This is a genomic window from Nostoc sp. PCC 7524 (genome assembly GCF_000316645.1).
In the GTDB taxonomy this organism is placed as follows: Bacteria; Cyanobacteriota; Cyanobacteriia; order Cyanobacteriales; family Nostocaceae; genus Trichormus.
In genome coordinates, this window is record NC_019684.1 from 861,422 (window position 1) to 882,134 (window position 20,713).

The window sequence follows — 20,713 nt, forward strand, 5'->3', positions numbered from 1 at the left end:
ATTTCTTACTCATTACTCATTACTCATTACTCATTACTCATTACTCATTACTCATTACTCATTACTCATTACTCATTACTCATTACTCATGATGTACCTCACTTACTTCAAAAGTGCTGTATCCATTGAGAGTAGTCCTGGGGGAATTTCTCTCACTATGCGAAAAGGAAATACCTTTGTAGAAGCTACTTGAGCATAATCGGGGGTGAGAAAAATAGCGTATTTCTCGGCTTCTGGTGTGAGTTGTGCTGCCATTGCTAAAGCGATCGCCTGGACAAATTTGCGAACATCGGCAGCCTGTTCACCAACAACTTCACCCCCAGATAAAGGTGTATTGGGTTGATTGGCTTGATCTAAAGTCGTGCTGGGGTCTTTTACACTCAAATGAGTACCACCAATGACACCAACTAACCATTTTGGGGCAGGAATTTTACTAAATCCAATCAATTGTTCAGTTAAAGCTGGAGTAGTTTTATCGGCAGAACTTGCCACAACTAAAGTAGGTACTTGTACCTTAGTTAAACCAGTTTCACCAAAAATCAAAGAAGTTGTAGGATTGAGTGCGATCGCTTGTTTAATTCTGGTATCTCGTAGTTGATAGCTGTTGTCTGGTAGTTCTTGGGCGATACATTGGACAGTTTCCCCAATACTAGAAATAGCCAATTTCTGCTGACAGCGTTGTTTGAGTCCCGCCAATTGTAACTCACCGCCAGCCACTGCTAAAGCTGTACCACCCCCAAAAGAATAGCCTACAACCATGACATTATTAGTTGCTAGTTTGCCTTGCAGGGGATTATTTGCAGTTTGATTGAGTGTTGTCAACTCATCCAGGACAAAACTAATATCTTTGGGGCGCTCCAAAAACTCCTGGGGTTTTAACAGTCTGGTTTTGCCTTGAAGAGCTAAATCAGCATTGCTTTGATTACTACCAGGATGCTCTAAAGCTGCAACTATATAACCGTGAGAAGCTAGATGTTCTGCCAAATAACGTAAATCAGTGCGAACTGAACCCAAACCATGAGAAAATACAATAACAGGCTTTTCCCTAGTAGCAGCAGTTGACCAGTAAATATCCACAGGAATATTACGATTCCGTTTTTGGTCATTGAAACTTAACTTCTGCACTTGTACAGAGGCGCTACCTGATTGGCTAGGATCAAAAGGTAAAGAAATCTGTGCTTGTCTAGGAGCTAATTGCGGAGCCAGAGCAAACATCAACTGTTGTGTCCGCCAAAAAGCAGTATTTAAACTCCCCATCACAGCCAAAGCTTGGGGTAAATTAATTTCTAGGCGTTGACTAGGATAGGCAGAAATAAAGCTGAGGACGGATAACCCTTGGGGAGAACTAGCGCCGAGTACCAATGCAGCTCTGAGGCTTTGCACACTAGCTTGATCTTTGCGAACTACAGCTGTTGATAAGTCGTTGAGAATAGTTGTACCAATCTGAGTGTTAAGTAATCTGCTCAGAGTCACCACATTCAAAGGAACTCGCATTCTCAGCATTCCCAACAAAGTACGGCGTTGTTGTTCAGATAATCTCTTCGTAAATAAGTCTAAACTCCTGGGAAATTCGCCAGTTGCTGCTGCTGTTTTTAAATCAGCCAAGGGAATAGATTCCGCAAACAACCCGTAACGTATCACAATCGTCTCAGCCGCCTTGGCAGACGTGTTTAACCCAAAAAATTGTGTAAGAGCCAGTGCGCTAAAGAAACTAGCAATTAATTTGAGACTTTTTCTACTTTTTACCATAAAATCTTCACCAATTCCTACTAGGGGAATATAGCGAATATTTAGTGTCTTTAGCTACCCTTTTTAGAAGAAGCAGGGGAGCAGGGGAGTATGTAGCATCAGCTTCTCTTACGATGGCGTAAGCCCACCCGCAGGGTGCGAGTAAGGAGAGAGACAAGGGAGAATTTCTTCCTAACTCACCAATCCCCAAGCATTCTTTACTTTTGAATTTTGTAGCTTGCTTCTCTAACGATGGCGGAAGCCTTGTCGTAGACTATTTTGAATTGATTTGTCTCAGTCCCCAATCAAGATATTGATACAGCTATGAACAAACAGATGAATAACAAACCCAGTATTAACAGCAAAGCCTGATTTCGTTTGATCCAAGTGTTGACAGTTTCTGCCAAACTACTAGCAGCGCGCTGTTGTTCTAACTGCGATTTCCTTTCCGCAAGATTTTGGTAAAGGGTACAGTCTTTAGCGTAGGGACGTTGGGGAAAGTTGCAAGTATGATCAGCATGATACGTACAGCTATCACACAGATACTCATTTTTGTTAGCACGGTGTAGGGGAATACCTGGATGCCCATATGCTTTGAGTGCTGTGCGACAATAGGGACAAGTAAGAACCTGACTATCAATAATTTGCTGACAGTGGGGACAAGATACAGTAGCCACAACTGAAACCCAATTCAGTAAACACTCTGATTCTAGCTATTTTCCGGAGCTAATTAATCAGCGATCGCCCACCGTACATAAGGACGAAAAGCTGTCACAGTTTTGTAAACAATCAAGCTGTCTGGGGCATTAATATTCCGCAAATCTACACGAAAATAAGCTTTTTTATGTTTAAATTCTACGTTGTAAAAAGCATATTCTTGTGAGCTAGCTTTGCCAATACAAGCAGCATAGTTACTGTTTAAATTGGAAACAAATTCTACAAAACGCTGATTTTTAGATGGCACTAATTTTGTTTCATCTGCAAAGGCTCTAGTATCTGCAATAACAGTATGTTCTGCACCGCCTTCATAGGGTAGCCCAATCCACCACAGCCCAACAGTTTTTGGACAACTACCACTGGTGCGTTGTACCTGTAATTGGACATTGGGTGTAAAAATCGGCCCTGGTTCTGACTTTGGCTGTGCAGATGTTTTAGTTGTGATTGTTCCTACTACAGCTAATGAGCCGAAAATACTGGCAAGAGTGATAATTTGAGTGAGTTTTTTCATCAACTTAAGTATTTAGTTTAAGCTATTGTCATGACATTGACTGGATGTTTTGGATAAAAGTGCCAATAGGTGTGGAATTATCGTGTTTTCAGTTACAGTTCTGCTTCCAGGAAGTGAGCCACAATGTTGATGAATCAATATGCAGCCCTTGCTAATTAATCATGCTGCTTACATGAAACCTCGAATTATCGTTTGTGGCTTAGGACTTACAGGATATAAAATCTTTCGTTTGCTCAGACAGCAGGGCGCGTTCGTGATTGGCATTCATCACAAACCTATTCCCGGTGAAGCAGCAGGCGATGTGATTGTTGGTAATTTATGTGCAGCTGCTACCTTGACAGCAGCCGGAATTCAACAGACACACACTTTAGTCATAGCCAGTTCAGATGATGAGCTGAATTTATCAATTATGATGCAGGCGCGGGTGCTAAATCCCCGCATTCGGATTATCAACCGCTTTTATAATACAAACTTGGGTGAACGCCTAGATCAAACTCTCCCAGATCACTTGAGCATGAGTGTTGTTGGTTTGGCAGCACCATTATTCACTTTCGCAGCTTTGGGAAATCAAGCGATCGGGCAGATCAAGATATATGAGCAGACTTGGCCGATTCAAGAAGAATATATTGATGAAGATCATCCTTGGCTGGGGCGCAAGCTGAGTGATTTGTGGGAAGATCCCACACGGATGCCGATTTATTACTTACCCGTAGAAGGTGAGATGAATTTGGTGGCGGCGGTGCTGTCAGGATCAGAATTAAAGGTAGGCGATCGCTTAATTGTGGGCATTCAACCTCGTATCCGTCAAACACGCCGTTCCCTGATTAAAAAACTGCTGAAAATCTTGACCAGTATACGGCAGTTTCAGCAACACGGGCAATCGGTCGTAGCGGGTGCGATCGTGCTACTAGCAGTGATTTTGACTGCTACTCTCACGTATATGTCTACTGAGTTAAGTTTGTCGATGGTTGATGCCCTATATTTCTCCGTAGGCATGATTACCGGAGCCGGTGGTAACGACCAAGTTATAGAAAACGCTCCTAACAGTATTAAAGTATTTACCGTGGTGATGATGTTGGTTGGGGCAGTGGTGATTGGTATTTGGTACGCCATGCTCACCGATTTTGTCTTAGGTAGCCGCTTTAAGCAATTTTGGGATGTAGCCCGTGTACCACAACGTCATCATTATATCGTCTGTGGTTTAAGCGGCATTGGCAATAGAATTGTGCAGCAACTCCATACTAAGGGTTATGAAGTGGTAGTCATTGAAACTGACTGTAATAACAGATACATTAATTCTGTGCGTGGTCAAGGTATTCCGGTAATTCAAGGTGATGCTAGTTTCCGCACTATCCTGCAAACTAGCAATATTACCTTGGCTGCTGCTGTACTGGCTGTAACTAACAATGATGCCACTAATCTAGAAATTGCTCTCAAAGCCAAAGGTTTAGCGCCCAGAATCCCGGTAATTGTCCACTATGCCGATCCTGATTTTGCAGGTATGGCACAACAAGTATTTGACTTTGAGGCTGTACTTAGTTCCGCAGAATTGGCAGCCCCGGCGTTTGCAGCTGCGGCTTTGGGTGGACGCGTCCTTGGCAATGGCATCACCGCAGATCGGCTATGGGTAGCTTTCGCTACTTTAATTACACCTTCACATCCTTTTTGCGGCAAGTTAGTCAAAGAAATAGCCATGTCTGCTGACTTTGTACCTTTGTATGTAGAAACCAATGGTCAAAATATCTACGGATGGGATTTATTAACAAGTTATCTAAGTGACGGTGATGTTTTATATTTGACTATGCCAGCGAACAAGTTATATCAATTGTGGCGCGATGAGCGAGTCTGTGGTACACAAGCCTATCCTTAGAGCAGAACAAAAATATCAATGATTTTTAGAGGTTTTCTTAATTGGGAATTGAGAATAGATAATTTTGAATGTTGACTTCCTCTCGCTGGCAAGGAATTGTGACTATAAACTGACTACCAACGTTGACTTCACTTTCAACAGTAATCTTGCCGCCATGAGCATCGACGCACTTTTTGACAATTGATAAACCTAAACCTGTCCCTGGAATTTTACCGACATTGATGCCGCGATGAAAAGGGGTAAATAGCTTGGCTAAATCTTGAGGAGTTAATCCAATACCTTGATCTGTAATTTGAAATTCAACATAGTCTGGCTCACACCGTAATCTAAAAGTGACTGTACTATCTTCTGGAGAATATTTGAGGGCATTTTCTAGTAAATTGCTCAGGATATGTTCCAATAGCTGGGAATCCAGATGATAGAAAAGATGCCCTGTATTGTCACATTCTGCAACTGTAAACCCCAGTCTATTAGCAGTTTGAGGACGAGACTGTAAATCTTCTACAAGACTGGAGCAGAAATAATAAATATTTATGGGTATTGGTTGACACTGAAACTGTTCTTGCTCCAGTTGTCCCACAACTAAGACATCTGTCATCAGTTGTGCCATATGCTTGATAGCTGCTTTACCTCGTTCAATATGAAGCCTTCTTTTTTCGGGAGTAAGTAAATCCGGCTGTTCCAGAAGTTCGAGGCTCATGAGTAGTGAACTCAACGGGTTGCGAAATTCATGGGAAACAATGGAAATGAATTGTGATTTGAGTTCGTTGAGTTGTTTTTCTTTTTCTAAAGCTTGCTGTATGGCTTGTTCGGCGCGATGGTTAGCCAAAGCCACCTGGATAGCAATACCGAGATCCTGTTCCTCGAAGGGTTTAACAATGTAGCCGTAAGGATGGGCGGCGATCGCTTCCACTAATGTAGACTCATCTGCATGGGCAGTCAGAAACACCACTGGTAAATTAAACTGTTGGAGAATTTTTTCTGCTGCTGCAATGCCAGTTTGATCACCTTGTAAGTAAATATCCATTAAGACTAAATCTGGTTTAGTTTTGCCGACTAAATCCAGAGCTTTTTCCGCCGAATTAGCAGTTCCAACGACGTTATAACCTAATTTGTTGAGATGCCGTTTAATATCTAAAGCAATCACCCATTCATCTTCAACAATTAGGATACTAGAGTTAGAAGTAGTGCTTGCCATACTACAACCTTTTTGGAAAGAGAATTTTAAACTCACTACCTCCTTGCCTATGTAATTGGATTGTGCCTCCAATTTGTTCTGTTAATCCATATACAAGTTGCATCCCTAGTGAGGCAGTACACTGAGGATCAATATGGGCGGGAATGCCAACGCCATTATCTTTAATCACCAAGCAATAATATCCGCCATCATCCCACCAGAACCTCAGCATAATTTCGCCTTTGTGATCGGGAAAGGCATACTTGAGGGCATTGGAAACTATTTCATTGATGATTAAGGCGCAGGGAACAGCAGTATCTAAGTCTAGCTCTAAGTCAGCTACTTCTAGTTTTACACGTATTCGTGAATGAGTGGAGGTATAGGATTGGACTAAATTGTTAACTAATTCTGGAATATAGGTAGCAAAGTTAATGCGAGCTAGGTTTTTAGAACGGTAGAGCCGTTCGTGGATGAGTGACATTGTTTTGACTCGACGCTGGCTTTCGGTAAGTAATTTCAGGATGGTGGGATCTTCAATGCTGCTGGCTTGCAGGTTGAGGAGGCTGGAAACCATTTGCATATTGTTTTTAACTCTGTGATAGATCTCCCGTAGTAAAACTTCTTTTTCTTTGAGTGATGCGCGGATCTGTTCTTCAATTTGTCGGCGTTCTTGAAGTTCAGTTTGCAGTTGCTGATAAAGTTCCGACTGCTGGATGGCGATCGCTAGTTGATTGGCTATCTGTTGCAGCAGTTCTATCTCCCAGGATTCCCAGTGGCGCGGAGCGGAATTTTGGTAAACTGCTAACAAACCCCAAAGATGATCTCCTAAGAAAATAGGCGCTATGGCATAGGCTTTGGCTTGAAACTTTTCCAAAAAAGCGATGTGGCAATCCTGGTGTCCAACGGTGTAAATATCTGTGACGGCAAAGGTTTCGTGATTTTTGTAGCGTCCGCCTTCAGTTGCTTGTAAATAGCTATCTTCCCAAACTTGTGGAACATCGTTTTCCACCAGTTTCACCCAACCTGCACCAACGGACTCCACAATACAACTGCCACTCCAATCGGGATAGAAGCGATACACAACAACCCGATCTGCTAGCAAAGTTTGCCTGACTTCGGTGACAGCCGTTGTGAGGATGGCATCTAGATCTAAAGACTGACGAATTTCCTGGGTAATGAGCCGAAGTAATTTTTCCTTTCTGGCTTGTTGCTGTCTGGCTGCTTCTACCTGTTTGCGCTCTGTAATATCATTACCTGTAGTCAGACAACAGGGAATTCCATCGACATCAATGTATTCGGCAGAAGCTAGAAAAGTGCGTACCTCTCCAGTTTTGGAACGAATCACACATTCGAGATCACGAACACTGCCATTTGCTAATACTTGCTCACGGATAATCCCTCTATCCCCAGGATTAGCCAAAAAGGTGAATTCATCTACATGATGGCCAATCAATTCCTCATGGGAATAACCAAAAAGCCGACAAAACGCGTCGTTAACTTCCATAAAGCATCTTGATTGTAAGGAAGTAATTACAATGGGATAGGGTGAAGCTTGAAAAATTTGCTCAAACCTAGCCTCGGCTTGCTGGAGTTGTTGGGTACGTTCTTGAACGCGCTGTTCTAGTTCTTGGTTGAGTTGTTGTAAGGCGGCTTCGGCTCGCTGGCGTTCGATCAGTTCTTGCTGTACTTGTTGATAGAGTTGGGCTTGTTGGATAGCGATCGCTAACTGATCTGCCACTTTTTTGGTAAGTTCTACTTCTTCATTTTTCCAGGGAATCTCAGTTGCCGATTTAGTCAGCGACAAGCTGCCCCAAATTGTACCGTTGACTACGATAGGCGTTAACAACCAGACTGGTGGGAAACTCTGGGCGATTTTTTGGTTAACTGGATCTTGAACCTCATCCATGCCATTAATCCGCACTACTTGGAGTTGCTTCAGTTGGGCAGCATAAAGATTGCCCTCATCGGGAATTTCTAAACCTGTTGGATCTGGTATTGATTCATTTAAGAGATGAACTGCCACAATCCGCCAGCACTGCTCATCGGGCAAATACTGCACGATAGTAGTTCGTTCTACTCCCAATAAATTTGTGACTTCTGCCGTTGCTGTCGAAAAAATAGTTGTTAAATCCAGGGAACTGCGAATACTTTGTACAACTCGATTTAAAGCTTGCTCTTGCTGTGCCTGACGCTGTAAAGCAATTTCGGCAGCTTTACGTTCAGTCACATCCCGCGAAATACACAGTATCGACTCAATCACGTTCTCATGAGTCAACTCAGGTGCGATCGCCATCTCAAAAGCACGCAGTCCTTGGAGTGTCTCTACTTCAAATTCAATAATCTGTTTTTGTCCGGTTGACAACAGCAATTGGGCGGCATTTTCCCAGGTGTTAACCATCGCCTCAGACATTCCGAGTTCCCGACAACTTTTCCCCAAAAATACCTCCGAGGAAATGCCTGTAATTTGGGTAAGGGCTGGACTAACGTAAAGATGCCGCAATTGGGGATCGAAACGTTCGATAATGTCAGGAGAATTTTCTACTAGGGTTTGATACTGTTGTTGTGACTTTTGTAATGCTGTTTCAGTAGCTTGGCCATCGGCTAGTTCAGTTTGTAATAGCACACTAGAGCAACGACTAAAGAAATTCTGCCCAGCCTGAAGCACTACTTGCAGAATTCTTAGCAGCAAACAATTTTGGCTCATATCAGCGAGGTTTTGATAGTGTCACAAAAGCAGTATCACTTGCTTTTGATCGTAAACCGCTATGTTCCCGGACGAGAGCGGAGATGATCAGGTATATGATGGCGATCGCCTAGTATTTCTAACAAAGGGCCATTAACGTCAAATTTAACCATACTTACCGACGCGACCAAAATATTCACCCGATAGCGATAGCGTCCCAAATCAATCCCCAGTAAACTACAAAGCATAATCCGAATCGTGGCTTTATGGGAAACTACTAAAACATTGCCTTGGGGATGTTTTTCTTGAATTTCCGCAATGACAGGCATAGAACGGTTAGCAATATCTACCGCAGTTTCTCCACCTATTGGTGCATTCCAAGCTGGTTCTGTCAACCATTTGACATAGTTTTCTGGGTAATTCTCTTGGGCAAAGGATTTACTCTTAGTTTCCCATTCGCCGTAACTACCTTCTCTAAGTCCGTCACGCAACTGCATATCTATACCGATAGCATCACAAAATGGCTTGGCAGTGGCAATTGTGCGCTTCATCGGGCTAACATAAACCGCTTCCCACTTCAATTTTTGATAAATATTGGCAAAACTTTCTGCCATCTGCATCCCTTCAGAGGTCAACTCTGCATCAGTTTTACCGCAGAAATTACCACTTTGACTAAAAGTAGTTTCTCCATGTCGCAGTAAATATAAATTGAGTGTCATAGCTGGTATCGCGATTGGGATCAAGGAGTTTGTGCAACAATAAAATACCATCAATCTTCCAATCAAGTATGTTAGACCACGACAAAGTAATCAACCAAAAAAGTCAATCAACCACAAATTTTTGAAATCGAAGATAAGTATTTACTCGTACAAAAAAGATAAGGGATTGCTCATATTTTCAGCAAAACCCAGAATACCGCGATCGCGATGTTCGTAAATTAATTTACCTTGAGAATCAAATAGAAAAGTTCCTCCCCGTTGTGTCAAATAAGATGAGTCTGGTACATAAATATTCCAGTTGCTCAAAACTTCGGTCATGTTTCGCAGACGCAGGGTTGCTAATTCAAAAGGACGTTGAAAGCCTTTCCCTCCAGCAGCTTTGAAAAACGCACCTTTGATGGGTGGTAAAGGCGTATCTTTCACAACTTCCTCATCAGCAATTAACTGTGGTGCTTTCTTATCACCCCTATAACCCCGAAAAACCTCCTTCAGCGTTCCAGGGCTACCAATCCCAGCACACATTAACATTAAATTCAGCCAAGCTGTTTGTGACGTTGATAGCATGGGGAATTGTATAGATAAACCGCGATAAAGACCTAACAAAGCGTGTATTTCTGCTTTTGCATCCACAAACAACCATTCTTGAGGAAATCCCGTATATTCACAAAACTTGATTCCTGAATTACGGTTTCCAATGCCAATAGCTCGAATTGTGATGCCTCTAGCTTCAATTTTCTCTTTTTCTCTGAGCAACCACCAAGCGTATTCTAAATTATCAAAATCTCCCAACTGCGACCAAATAAGTACGAGCAACTTTGAAGTATGGGTGCAGCCATCTAAAACGGGTTTAATCTCTCCATCACTAACTCGCAAGCGTTGAGTGTGATTCAAAATTGAGTAAATATCTGGAGAGGCGATATATGCTGTTTCTTTCATCATTTGAAAAACTAGGATAATTGGTGTAACTTAATACTCGAAAATTTCTTAGAGGAAAAACTAATCACTAAATTTTCATCTAAGAATCAACCAAGTGATCGTTTAATGTCTGCCCTTCTTCTCAAAATATTGTTGATGTTCTTCTGTTGCTAAGTAGTATTCACTCTTGTGCTTAATCTCGGTGACAATATCGCGTTCAAACTTGCCTGACATCTGAAGCTTGGCTTTTGACTCCTTCGCCGCTTCTGCTTGCTGGGCATTGTGAAAAAATATCACAGACCTGTACTGTTCTCCTCTATCTGGCCCTTGGCGGTTTAGTGTTGTTGGGTCATGAATATCCCAAAACACTGCTAACAAGTCCTCATAACTAACAATTTGAGGGTCATATTCTATTTGCACCACCTCAGCATGACCAGTTATCCTCGATAACACATCAAGGTAAGAAGGGTTAGGAAAATGCCCTCCCATGTAGCCAACTGAGGTTGATACTACTCCTTTAACCTTCCGAAATGCTGCCTCCACACCCCAGAAACAGCCAGCCCCAAATGTTGCTTTCTCCATTATTGTTCTGCACTTCCATCTGTAATTATTAAGTTATGTAAAAATTCTAGCGTGTGGAGTATAGGCTAAAAATTAGATGTCTATATGTGGGCGTTGGGTTTGAAAACTTCAGTATAGTGCGATCGCCTGCGGCGGGGCGGAGCATCGTCGCGCCTATATTTTCCTTGCTACTGTCACTCCTAGATAAAAGTTAAGTTTCCAGTTAAGTGAGCTTTTACCTTTAATTACTTAATTTTTCTGTATCGACTTTTATCTTGGCAAATTTTATAAAAATAACAGAACAACTGCAATCATCGAATATTTCTCAAACAATAGAAAGGAATGGTTATGTCTATTCAAGAAAGATCTCGTGCGATTATGATACGCCAATATCAGCAAATCAAGAATCGTCAACAATCGATGCTGATGCGTGCTGCACAACAAATCGGTTTTCCAGATCAAGAAGCATCCTACTACTGGAACCCAATTCAAGGCGGGATTGATCCTACTACAAGAATGATTTACGGCCGCAGCAATGCGGCCATGAGCTAGGACAAAATAACGAAGTTCAAAGATATCGGGTAGGTGGATGCCTAAGTCATACCAATTCAAAATACCCTACGGGTAGGCTTGCGCCTAAAAAATCTTAAAACCCTTATAAAATCAGGATTTTAGGATTTAAATCTGTTCTATGATTTCAGTGAATTGGTATCAGGAAGATAAGTTAGGCATCCAGTTACTGGCCAGCAAAGGAATTTCTGAATACGGAGTGGGTAATCTAACGAGGTATAAAATCATGAATTTCCTCGCCTCAAAGAAACAATCATCGATGGCTGTAGTAGGAGCATTGATGATAACTCTAGGAGTAGAACAAAGTGCTGCTGCTGCTACATTTAACCCTGCTCCTCAGTTTGAGAGTGCAGTCAGTTACTCTACTACGATTCCTAGAAGTGACGGTGGTGTAGATCCGGCTGATATTTACTACCCAGTTTTGTCCAGTACAGATCCTGAGCAGAGTTCACTGCCCATTGCTTTGTTCTTACAAGGTGCGCTGGTTGACAAGTCCGACTACTCAACGTTTGCTAGCACTGTGGCTCGTTATGGGTTTGTAGTAGTAGTTCCTAATCACATCAGAACAGCAATTAGCCCAATGGGTGCAGTTACAGGACTTCTCGCTGAACAACAGCAAGTCAATGATGTTCTCTCCTACATCAGAAATGAGAACTCTACACCTTCATTACCTATTGCTGATTTATTCGACCCCAGTACGCTAGTCTTGCTAGGACACTCATTTGGAGGAGCAGTAGGAATAGCTGCAATCCAGGGCAACTGTTTTCCTGTCTTATGTACTGAAACTTTTAATCGACCCCAAGAATTGAAAGGGGGCGCATTTTATGGCACTAACTTCTTGATTGGCCAAGGTAGTGGGGGACTGTTTATTGATAATGATGGCATTCCTATGGCTTTGGTGCAGGGTAATCTAGATGGTGTTGCAATGCCCTTGAATGCTGAACTCACATATGCTGCTATTCAAGATCCTCCCAAGGCTTTTATCAGTATTCCTGGTGCTAACCACTATGGCATTACCAATGAAGATAATCTCATACGTGACCCTATCAGGCCAACACTAGAGCAAGATGTGGCAATTGAAACCATTGCTCGTTGGAGTGCGCTTTTTTTACGCGGAACTGCACTCAACGACAAGGGAGCATTTGATTATGTCTTCAATACAGGTGATGCTTTGGATGAGAATGTAAGTGTGGAGAGCGTTGCCAAACCTATACCTGAATACACTTCTGTAGTTAGTTTACTGGGATTAGGGGTAATGGGTGCCAGTTCACTACTAACACGTCAGCAGAAATTAGTTAAAAAATAAACGCAGTGATCAATTTGTGATCTACTCTCGGTAGGTAGCCGAGGGTTTTTCATTTGCAATGATGGAATTTAATTTTGAATTTTGAATTGATTCATTACCTATATTTTATTGGTAGCACCGCCCCTACACTTAGATGAAACCCTAACACTGTTGTTTTGCTCGTCTATGGTTTCGGCTTTGGTGATTGGGGAGATTATGTGCAGCAGTTCCAAAGCGATCGCTTTATCAATGGTATGAGTTTGGCATTTTGCCTTCGGTAAATGTGCGATCAGTTATGCCGGTTGTGGATATTGGTGATGGGGTGTGGGGGATTGGGAGCGACGATGCTCCGCCCCACCGCAGGCGATCGCAAGAAGCACCAGCAACCAACTTGATCTGGGATTGTAAGTTGCCTATTCAAACATCAACATTTATCTGTTCTATCTGTCTAGCAGCTTTATCCCATAATTTAGCTGTAATCTCATCTTGCCAATGTGTTCGGAGATTTTCGGCTTTTTTGTGACATATTCGCTCTAACATCTCTAAAATTGCAGCTAATGTCAACTTATCGATTAATGCTTCTACAACTTCCATATCTTCTGGTTTCATAAACGATACGGCTGGAAACCGCCTCTGTGTTTTACCAAAGAAAGGCAGAGGGCAGAGGGCAGAAGGCAGAAGGGATTTATCCCTTCTCTAATTGCCCGAACCGTCTCTTGCGACAGTCAGGAGCAAGGGTTTAAGACCCGCACCAAATTGAAAATTTGGTGGCTCTCGTTGAGGTGGGGTTTGAATCCCTATCTCAACGAAACCTTCTGCCCTCTGCCTCCTGCCTTCTGCCTTCTTCAATTGCTTGATGAAGTATAAAGGCAATTGTTCATTTACCTCTCTGTTCAAAGTAGTAAAAAAAATTGAGGAATTTGTGAGGAAGTAAATTTTTACATTTTCAACTTCACACCCCGAATTGCATAATCTAATAATTCCATCGGGTGCATCACAGAAATTTCCTTACCTTGCAATTGTAAATGCTTAGTAATTTGCAATGAACAACCAGGATTAGCAGAAGCAATTAATTCCGCACCAGTATTTAATAAATTCTGGACTTTTTGTTTACCTAATTCTTCAGCAACTTCTGGCTGGAGCATATTATAAACCCCTGCACTACCACAGCACAAAGCCGCATCTAATGGTTCTTTTAAACTCACCCCCGGAATTTGTCTTAATAACTGCCGTGGTTGTACACTAATCTTCTGTCCATGCAATAAATGACAAGCATCCTGATAAACTAAATTCACAGGTTTATCAGTCAATGGTGAAAGTTTCGCTGTTAAACCCACATTGGCTAAAAACTCTTGAGCATCTTTAACTTTAGCTGCGAAATCTTGAGCTTTCTCCCGATATGCTGAGTCATCTGCTAATATATGACCGTATTCTTTTAAAGTATGACCACAACCAGCAGCATTGATAATCACATAATCTATATCTGTATCAGCAAAGCTATCAATCATCTGTCTCGCTAAAGCTTTTGCCTGTTCCGTTTGTCCTTGGTGTTCTGGTAGTGCGGCACAACAACCTTGGGATTTGGGAATGACAACTTCACACCCATTCGCCGTTAACACCCTCACCGTCGCTTCATTCACAGGTGAAAAAAATAAGCGTTGTACACATCCCAAAATTACCCCCACACGATAGCGTTTTTTACCCTGTGCGGGAATCACAGTCGGTAAATTATCTTGAAATGTTTTGATAGTAATTTCTGGCAGAATTGACTCCATTGCTGCCAAACGTGGTGAGATTTTTTTGAGTAAACCTGTAGCCCGCACAAGTTTAGGAAATCCTAACTTTTGATAAACAAACAGGGGAATTAGTAAAATGCGTAAAATATCTGGGTTAGGGAATAAAGAGAAGATGAGTTGACGAATTAATTTGTCTGACAGACTGCGGGGATAATTCCGCTCAACTTGGTGACGAGTAGCAGAAATTAACTTGTCATACTGCACACCAGAAGGACAAGTAGACACACAAGCCAAACATCCTAAACAAGAATCAAAATGCTGGACTGTGGCTGTATTTAAAGCAATTTCCCCCTCATTAATCGCATCCATTAAATAGATTCGTCCCCTAGGGGAATCCATTTCTTTGCCAATCACTCGATAACTAGGACAAGTTGAAAGACAAAATCCACAATGTACACAACTATCAATTAACTTCGGGTCAGGCGGATGATTTTCATCAAACCCTTTCAAATTCTTCAAACTGGCAATATTATTAGTAGAATTGTCTGAAACTTGCATCTTAATTATTCCCCTCTCTGTGTCTGTTTAAATTCCACCAACAAACCGACCAGGATTTAAAATATTTTTGCTATCAAACTGTTCTTTAATCCGACGCATCAACGACAAAGCATTACCTGTGTATCCCCACACATCGATTTGTTGTTTCACTGCCACAGGTGCTTTAATCACCGTTAAAAAACCATTACGAGATTGACAAAGCGATCGCACTTTTAAAACCTGAATTTTATCCTGAACTTGCACTATACCCAAACCACTGCTGAGATGAACCAGTCCAATTTCCACTCCCGTCAAAACCTCCACAGCAGCAGTCGGTAATATTCCTATTTTGCAGGTAATTGCCGACTCTGAGGCAGGAGTATGTATTTGTTCTTGCAATCTCTGCCATAGACTGTCTTCATCTGCACCAGAATAAACTGCTCCTTCTAATCCTAACGTTTGCCCTAATTCTAAAACTCGATGAGATTGTTCTTTTACACTCTCATTAATACTTTGGAAGCGTGCAATTAATCCCATGCCTGCACCTAAACCTAAGCTAGATACTAATTGCATAGATAACAAATCAGCTTGGGTGGGTGTCAAAGCCGAACCGCGTAAAGTATTAGCTGCTTGCGAAATCGCCTCAGCCTTACCAGTCAACACCACCGTCCCCGATGTTTCCTGTAAGGGATAAACCCGAAAAGTAACTTGACTTATAATTCCCAATGTCCCGTATGAGCCAGTAAACAACTTCATCAAGTCATAGCCAGCCACATTCTTAACTACACGTCCGCCAGCTTTAGCAATTTGTCCATCAGCACGGATAAAAGTAATACCTAAAAGTTGGTCGCGCACACTCCCATAACGCTGTCGTAAGGAGTTAGTATCAGCAGTAGCAACAATCCCGCCAATGGTAGCTAACTCTGGTGTAGAGGGATCAAGGGCGAGAAATTGACGTGAATCTGTCAAAAGCTGCTGAAGATAGCCAAATTTCATCCCTGCTTCCACGGTGATAGTCAAATCACCCACAGCGTGTTCAATGAGTTGATTGAGGCGTTCTGTACTCACCACCACATCAATATCTTGCGCTAAACCACCCCAACTGAGTTTACTTCCACTACCGCAAGGAAGGACGCGCCAATTATGACTGTAAGCAGTGGCAATGACTGCGGCTAATTGTGCTTGGGTTTGGGGATAGACAAGACAACTGGGGGGTTTGCCAGTGATAATGGTGTTCTGCCCACCGTAGGCGATCGCCCGTAGAATCTGAGGATTGTCTTCTGGGTATACAGTGTTTTCTGCGCCCACGATAGATGCAAGAGTAGAAGCAATAGCTATCATCAGTTTATTCTTGAGTCCCTACATCTCATTCTCTGTGATGATGACACAAAATCAACAACCCTTACCCCAACTGTTCCATTTTCAACCTTGGCTGTGAACCATCACTGTAGCCCGGTTTGCCGCCGTACATGACTGGTGTGAGCGTAAAAGTAGCGACGTAGGAGCTTCACCCGAAAGGTACAACTCGTTTCAACGGAACTACCTTGATTCCGGCAAAAAAAACCGCGAAACTATTAAATATAGTTTCACGGCTTTTAGTGTGGTGTGAGGAGCTTAACTAAATATCATCATAGGTCAACTGCTCAGTGATGACACACTCGTAACAGTTTTGGTAACAGAATTTTTCTCCAAAGATTCAGACTATTGTCTCAGAAAGTTAATCTCACAATGAGGCTCAATATTAGAGATACCCTGCGGGTAGGCTTACGCCTGCGTAGCAAAGCAAGCTACAAAATTCAAAATTAAGCAAGTCAGATGCTATCTAGCTTTTACGGTTTGCATCTGGTTAGAGTGTACCTCATGTAACTAAGTTTATTGCTAATGGGAAATAAAAACCGTGAGATTATGAGAAATCCACGGTTTTATGTATGGTGTGAGGAGACTTAATATAGACATAATAATAAGCTCAGTTGAGCTAAATTGGCATATAATTAACAATGTTTGTCATAGAATTAGCTTTTGTTGACATAGAGCAAGTTTTGGGCAAATAAACTTATAAAAACTTGGTTATGCAACGTCTCTAAATTTAGACTAAAGTGCCGCCACAGCTAGAACCACATCCAGCCGTACAACCATAGCAATAGTCAGCAGTTTGAATCTCATCAATCAAGTCTAAACTACCAGCATCTAGCAATTTAGCAACCGTGATAGTTTCACCATTAGCAGTTTTGGCAGGCAAATTCATCATCTGATTAAAGTCACAATCATAGATATTTCCTAGATAGTCTACTGATAGTTGATCACGACACATTAAATGCCCAACTGTACTAGGATTGAAATGGGACTCTAAAAAATGCAAGTAGGTGCTATACAGTTTTTTTCGTTCTAAATGTAATTTTGTTCTGCCTACAGGTAAGTTAGTGATTGTAAAAAGATTATTAAAGACAATACCAAAATGTTCTTGTAAAAAGATTTGATAATCTCGTTCTAGTTTGGACTGTTCGGGAGCTAAGGAAAAATTTTCACTTGTTGGTAACTGTGGATTATAAACCAAATCCAAAATTAAGTCGGGATTTGTACCATAACCCAATTGATTCAGCCATTGCAAAGCTTTAATAGAAGCATTAAACACACCCGTACCCCGCATTTTGTCAACATTATCTGCTAGGTAGCAGGGCAGAGAAGCCACAACTCGCAGTTGATGTCTGGCAAAATATTCTGGTAAATCACCAAAACCATCTACAAAATAAATCGTTAAATTAGAACGGACAATTACCTGTTTACCATTCTTTTTAGCGGCTTCTACCAGTGGCTTAAAACCATAATTCATTTCTGGTGCGCCACCAGTCAAGTCAACAATCTGAATTTCGGGAAATTTAGCAATTAAATCAATTAGTTGTTCGCAAATTTCGGGAGATAATTCTTCTGTGCGTTTGGGACTAGCTTCTACATGGCAGTGGTTACAGGCTAGGTTACAACGCTTACCTAAATTAATTTGTAAAATATTAATCCCTTGTTTGCTAAAAGTTTCACTGAGTTTATCTTTAAATGGTGTGAGTTTTGAATCGTTAGCTACTTGATATGACATTGATATCTAATCCTTAAAACATAAAAAATCTGGTAATTTTTTAGCGTTGTAATAATCTATAGGTTATACCGCCAATAATTGTGGCAACAGGTAAGGTAAAAATCCACGCTAGCACAATTTGCCAACAAACCAATTTATTGACTTTATTAGTCATGACACCCACACCAAAAATCGAACCGACTGCAACATGAGTTGTAGACACAGGTAGACCGAAATAACTAGCTGCAATTACTAAAGTGCTAGTAACGACATTGGCTGATAAACCCTGTATGGAATTCATCGGTGTAATTTTGATACTGATAGTTTCAGCAACCTTTTGTGAATTGAGTAAACCACCTAGTGCCATAGCCATAGCAATGGTAATCATTGCACCTTTAATGGAAAAGTAATCAATAATTACAACTAGAGTGACGAGTTGATAAGTATGATGAAAACCTCTAGCAAAGTTGATCAGTCCAGCACTGATATAATGACAAATATCGATGAGTTTTTGGCTTGGTTGTAGATGGAATCGAGAATTAATATAGTCAACTAAGCTGTAGGTTCCTGTTGCCAAGGGAATTGCTAGAATAGAACTAAAAAATAGAGGTGCAATCAAGGAACTTCCTAAAACTGTAAAATTAGCCTTCAGTCCGATCGCAACTAATGCAGCACCAAGTACAGCACCGATTAAACTGTGGGATGTAGAAACAGGCAAACCTAAAAAGGTGGCAAGTAATACAGTTAAAGCTGTGGCAATTACTACCGCCAGATGAAATTCAGTCCGACTAGCGATCGCATCATCTAATATCCCTTGCCCAGAAAACTTGATCACTGATTTGCTTGTTAAAAAAGTAGATGTTAATGCCCCAGCAAAAGTCGTCAAAGTCGCCCATAAAATTGCTGTTTGGTAGCTAGTGGTGCGACTGCCAAACAGCGTTGCTACACCCTTAAAATTGTCGTTTGCTCCTTTAGCATAAGCCAGGAATAGCGTAGCGATAAATATACTTACTAACAACATTTTGGGGATGTGAAATTAACAGCAACCACCACCATCATAATGCCAAGTTGAATCGGTAATTATGATTTCTGATGGCTTTAAATTTCCTAGTTTAGCAGCAGTTTTGTCGCATACAGATGCCGGAATGCCACGTTGCAGAATATGGCCGGCTGCATCATCAAAAAACGGCTCAGAACCAGCATAAATTGCTGTTTTACCCGTGAAAATACAAGCGCCATCTTCTGGAATTGCCACTTTGAAAGCAACCGAATCGAGACTTTCTAACAGTAGATGCTTTTCTAACTGATAAGTTTCCGCATCTAGCAAGCGGTAAGGACGACGAGCGCGAATTTCAATTTGGCCAAAGCCAGCATCAATAATACGCTGAGTATATTCTTCGTAGGTAAGTGCGCCTGATAAACACATCGCCCGTAATCGCTCATCTTGTTGTAAATGCGCGGGTATGGGACGGGTAGCAATGGGATCACTCATTTGCAAGCGTCCACCCGGCTTTAACACCCGATAAGCTTCTTTGAGCGCACGAGTTAAATCTTCAGGTTCAAAAATATTAAACAGGCAATTCTGAGCCACGATATCCACAGAAGCATCAGCCACAGGTAAGTTGAAGGCATCACCTGCACGAATCTCGACAAAGCTGCTGTCAAACCAAGGATTGTCCTTTGCTGCCAACTCTAAGTTAGAAGCGGCAGCTGCTCGCATTGCCTCCACGGGATCAACCGCAATCACAGCACCCGGACGACGAGAGAAATAGGCAAATTGCAAAGCTTCCAACCCGCCACCAACTCCAACATACAAAACTGTGGGTTGGTTGGTGAGTTCAGTTGGGTGAACAGTGGTACCACAACCATAGTTCATTTCCTGCATTTTGCAAGGAACTTTCAATCCAGGGAGTTGCAAGGGTGTACTTTGAACACAGCAAAGTCCTACCTGTGGCGTTTGAGCAACTTCACTATAAAATTGTGCGGCTGTTTCTAAATATGTCATTACAGTCTAAGTTTGGCGTGTTTTGGTATATATGTCATTCTGTGCATCCTAATATATCTAACTATCAACTGCATGAGTTTTTGCTGAAAACAGCCTTAAGAATCTTGGTTTGTCAGGGTTTAGGAGTGTAGAAGTATAGGGCTTGAGAGAATAAATATTAAATCTGCAAACTCCCAAATATCTGCGATGTCTATAGCAGTTCCCAATTTTATAGGAGAAACGCTATTTTTCCTTGTTTTTTCGTAAATGAGTATAGACTCTAGCTAATAATTCCTCAACGGTGAAGGGTTTAACTATATAATCATCCGCACCAATATCTAAATCGGTAATGCGATCGCCTACGGTAGGGCGTAGCCCATCGCTCAGTTCATCTTTAGCCGTTAATAAAATTATCGGCACTTTATTACCTATACTTCGCAAGTGCTGGCAAAGTTCCCAGCCCGATACACCCGGTAATATCCCATCTAAAATAATTAAATCTAGATGTAATTCCCGTGCTGCCAACATAGCAGTTAAGCCATCGTAGGCGACGCTCACCTGATACCCTTCATAATTTAGTTCTAATTCTATAAACCGGGCTAGTTTGACTTCATCCTCAACTAGCAAGATGTGGGTCATATATTATTTGGCAA

At 41.7% G+C, this 20,713-nt stretch carries 17 protein-coding genes and 1 pseudogene; 3 read left to right on the top strand and 15 right to left on the bottom strand.

Going from position 1 to position 20,713, the window contains the following annotated elements; genetic code table 11:
- Positions 1–102 precede the first annotated feature (102 nt).
- The 3 genes from NOS7524_RS03595 to NOS7524_RS03605 form a co-directional block, all read right to left on the bottom strand.
- A complete protein-coding gene (locus NOS7524_RS03595; RefSeq protein WP_015137109.1) occupies positions 103–1,749 on the bottom strand; it encodes an alpha/beta hydrolase in 1,647 nt (548 codons plus the stop codon).
- A gap of 284 nt (positions 1,750–2,033) precedes the next feature.
- Positions 2,034–2,405 (bottom strand): zinc ribbon domain-containing protein, encoded by a 372-nt coding sequence (locus NOS7524_RS03600; RefSeq protein ID WP_015137110.1) that lies wholly within the window; start codon positions 2,403–2,405, stop codon positions 2,034–2,036.
- Between the two features lie 53 nt (positions 2,406–2,458).
- A complete protein-coding gene (locus NOS7524_RS03605) occupies positions 2,459–2,956 on the bottom strand; it encodes a hypothetical protein (RefSeq protein ID WP_015137111.1) in 498 nt (165 codons plus the stop codon).
- A gap of 172 nt (positions 2,957–3,128) precedes the next feature.
- Between NOS7524_RS03605 and NOS7524_RS03610 the strand changes: the two genes are divergently transcribed.
- Positions 3,129–4,826, top strand: a complete 1,698-nt coding sequence (locus NOS7524_RS03610) for an NAD-binding protein (protein WP_041555532.1) — start codon at positions 3,129–3,131, stop codon at positions 4,824–4,826.
- A gap of 37 nt (positions 4,827–4,863) precedes the next feature.
- Here NOS7524_RS03610 and NOS7524_RS03615 read toward each other — a convergent pair whose 3' ends face one another.
- The 5 genes from NOS7524_RS03615 to msrA all read right to left on the bottom strand — a co-directional run bounded on the left by NOS7524_RS03615 (position 4,864) and on the right by msrA (position 10,902).
- Entirely contained in the window at positions 4,864–6,024 is a 1,161-nt protein-coding gene (locus NOS7524_RS03615; RefSeq protein ID WP_015137113.1) for a hybrid sensor histidine kinase/response regulator, read from the bottom strand.
- Position 6,025: 1 nt separating this feature from the next.
- Positions 6,026–8,707, bottom strand: coding sequence for a GAF domain-containing protein (locus NOS7524_RS27725; RefSeq protein WP_015137114.1), 2,682 nt, complete (start codon positions 8,705–8,707; stop codon positions 6,026–6,028).
- A gap of 59 nt (positions 8,708–8,766) precedes the next feature.
- The gene (locus NOS7524_RS03625; protein ID WP_015137115.1) at positions 8,767–9,405 is read right to left on the bottom strand and encodes a histidine phosphatase family protein; all 639 of its coding nucleotides are present in this window, start codon (positions 9,403–9,405) and stop codon (positions 8,767–8,769) included.
- 141 nt (positions 9,406–9,546) lie between these two features.
- Positions 9,547–10,344, bottom strand: a complete 798-nt coding sequence (locus tag NOS7524_RS03630; protein ID WP_015137116.1) for a peroxiredoxin-like family protein — start codon at positions 10,342–10,344, stop codon at positions 9,547–9,549.
- A gap of 99 nt (positions 10,345–10,443) precedes the next feature.
- On the bottom strand, positions 10,444–10,902 hold the full coding sequence (msrA, locus tag NOS7524_RS03635) for a peptide-methionine (S)-S-oxide reductase MsrA (protein ID WP_015137117.1): 459 nt from the start codon (positions 10,900–10,902) through the stop codon (positions 10,444–10,446).
- Positions 10,903–11,229: 327 nt separating this feature from the next.
- Here msrA and NOS7524_RS03640 point away from each other — a divergent pair, with 327 nt between their 5' ends.
- Together NOS7524_RS03640 and NOS7524_RS03645 are read left to right on the top strand one after the other, a co-directional pair.
- On the top strand, positions 11,230–11,433 hold the full coding sequence (locus NOS7524_RS03640; RefSeq protein WP_015137118.1) for a hypothetical protein: 204 nt from the start codon (positions 11,230–11,232) through the stop codon (positions 11,431–11,433).
- A 139-nt stretch (positions 11,434–11,572) separates the two neighbouring features.
- The gene (locus tag NOS7524_RS03645; RefSeq protein WP_015137119.1) at positions 11,573–12,757 is read left to right on the top strand and encodes an alpha/beta hydrolase family protein; all 1,185 of its coding nucleotides are present in this window, start codon (positions 11,573–11,575) and stop codon (positions 12,755–12,757) included.
- Between the two features lie 396 nt (positions 12,758–13,153).
- Here the strand turns inward: NOS7524_RS03645 and NOS7524_RS03650 are convergent, their stop codons facing one another.
- From NOS7524_RS03650 to NOS7524_RS03685, 7 genes and pseudogenes are all read right to left on the bottom strand, one after another.
- Positions 13,154–13,345, bottom strand: coding sequence for a hypothetical protein (locus NOS7524_RS03650; RefSeq protein WP_015137120.1), 192 nt, complete (start codon positions 13,343–13,345; stop codon positions 13,154–13,156).
- A 329-nt stretch (positions 13,346–13,674) separates the two neighbouring features.
- The gene (locus tag NOS7524_RS03660; RefSeq protein WP_015137121.1) at positions 13,675–15,030 is read right to left on the bottom strand and encodes a (Fe-S)-binding protein; all 1,356 of its coding nucleotides are present in this window, start codon (positions 15,028–15,030) and stop codon (positions 13,675–13,677) included.
- 27 nt (positions 15,031–15,057) lie between these two features.
- The gene (locus NOS7524_RS03665; RefSeq protein ID WP_015137122.1) at positions 15,058–16,350 is read right to left on the bottom strand and encodes an FAD-binding oxidoreductase; all 1,293 of its coding nucleotides are present in this window, start codon (positions 16,348–16,350) and stop codon (positions 15,058–15,060) included.
- 745 nt (positions 16,351–17,095) lie between these two features.
- Entirely contained in the window at positions 17,096–18,097 is a 1,002-nt protein-coding gene (arsS, locus tag NOS7524_RS03670) for an arsenosugar biosynthesis radical SAM (seleno)protein ArsS (RefSeq protein WP_015137123.1), read from the bottom strand.
- 40 nt (positions 18,098–18,137) lie between these two features.
- Positions 18,138–19,097, bottom strand: a complete 960-nt coding sequence (locus NOS7524_RS03675; RefSeq protein WP_015137124.1) for an inorganic phosphate transporter — start codon at positions 19,095–19,097, stop codon at positions 18,138–18,140.
- 15 nt (positions 19,098–19,112) lie between these two features.
- Positions 19,113–20,081 (bottom strand): arsenosugar biosynthesis arsenite methyltransferase ArsM, encoded by a 969-nt coding sequence (gene arsM, locus NOS7524_RS03680; protein ID WP_015137125.1) that lies wholly within the window; start codon positions 20,079–20,081, stop codon positions 19,113–19,115.
- A 228-nt stretch (positions 20,082–20,309) separates the two neighbouring features.
- A pseudogene (locus NOS7524_RS03685) lies at positions 20,310–20,699 on the bottom strand (response regulator transcription factor); the annotation flags it as partial.
- Positions 20,700–20,713 lie beyond the last annotated feature (14 nt).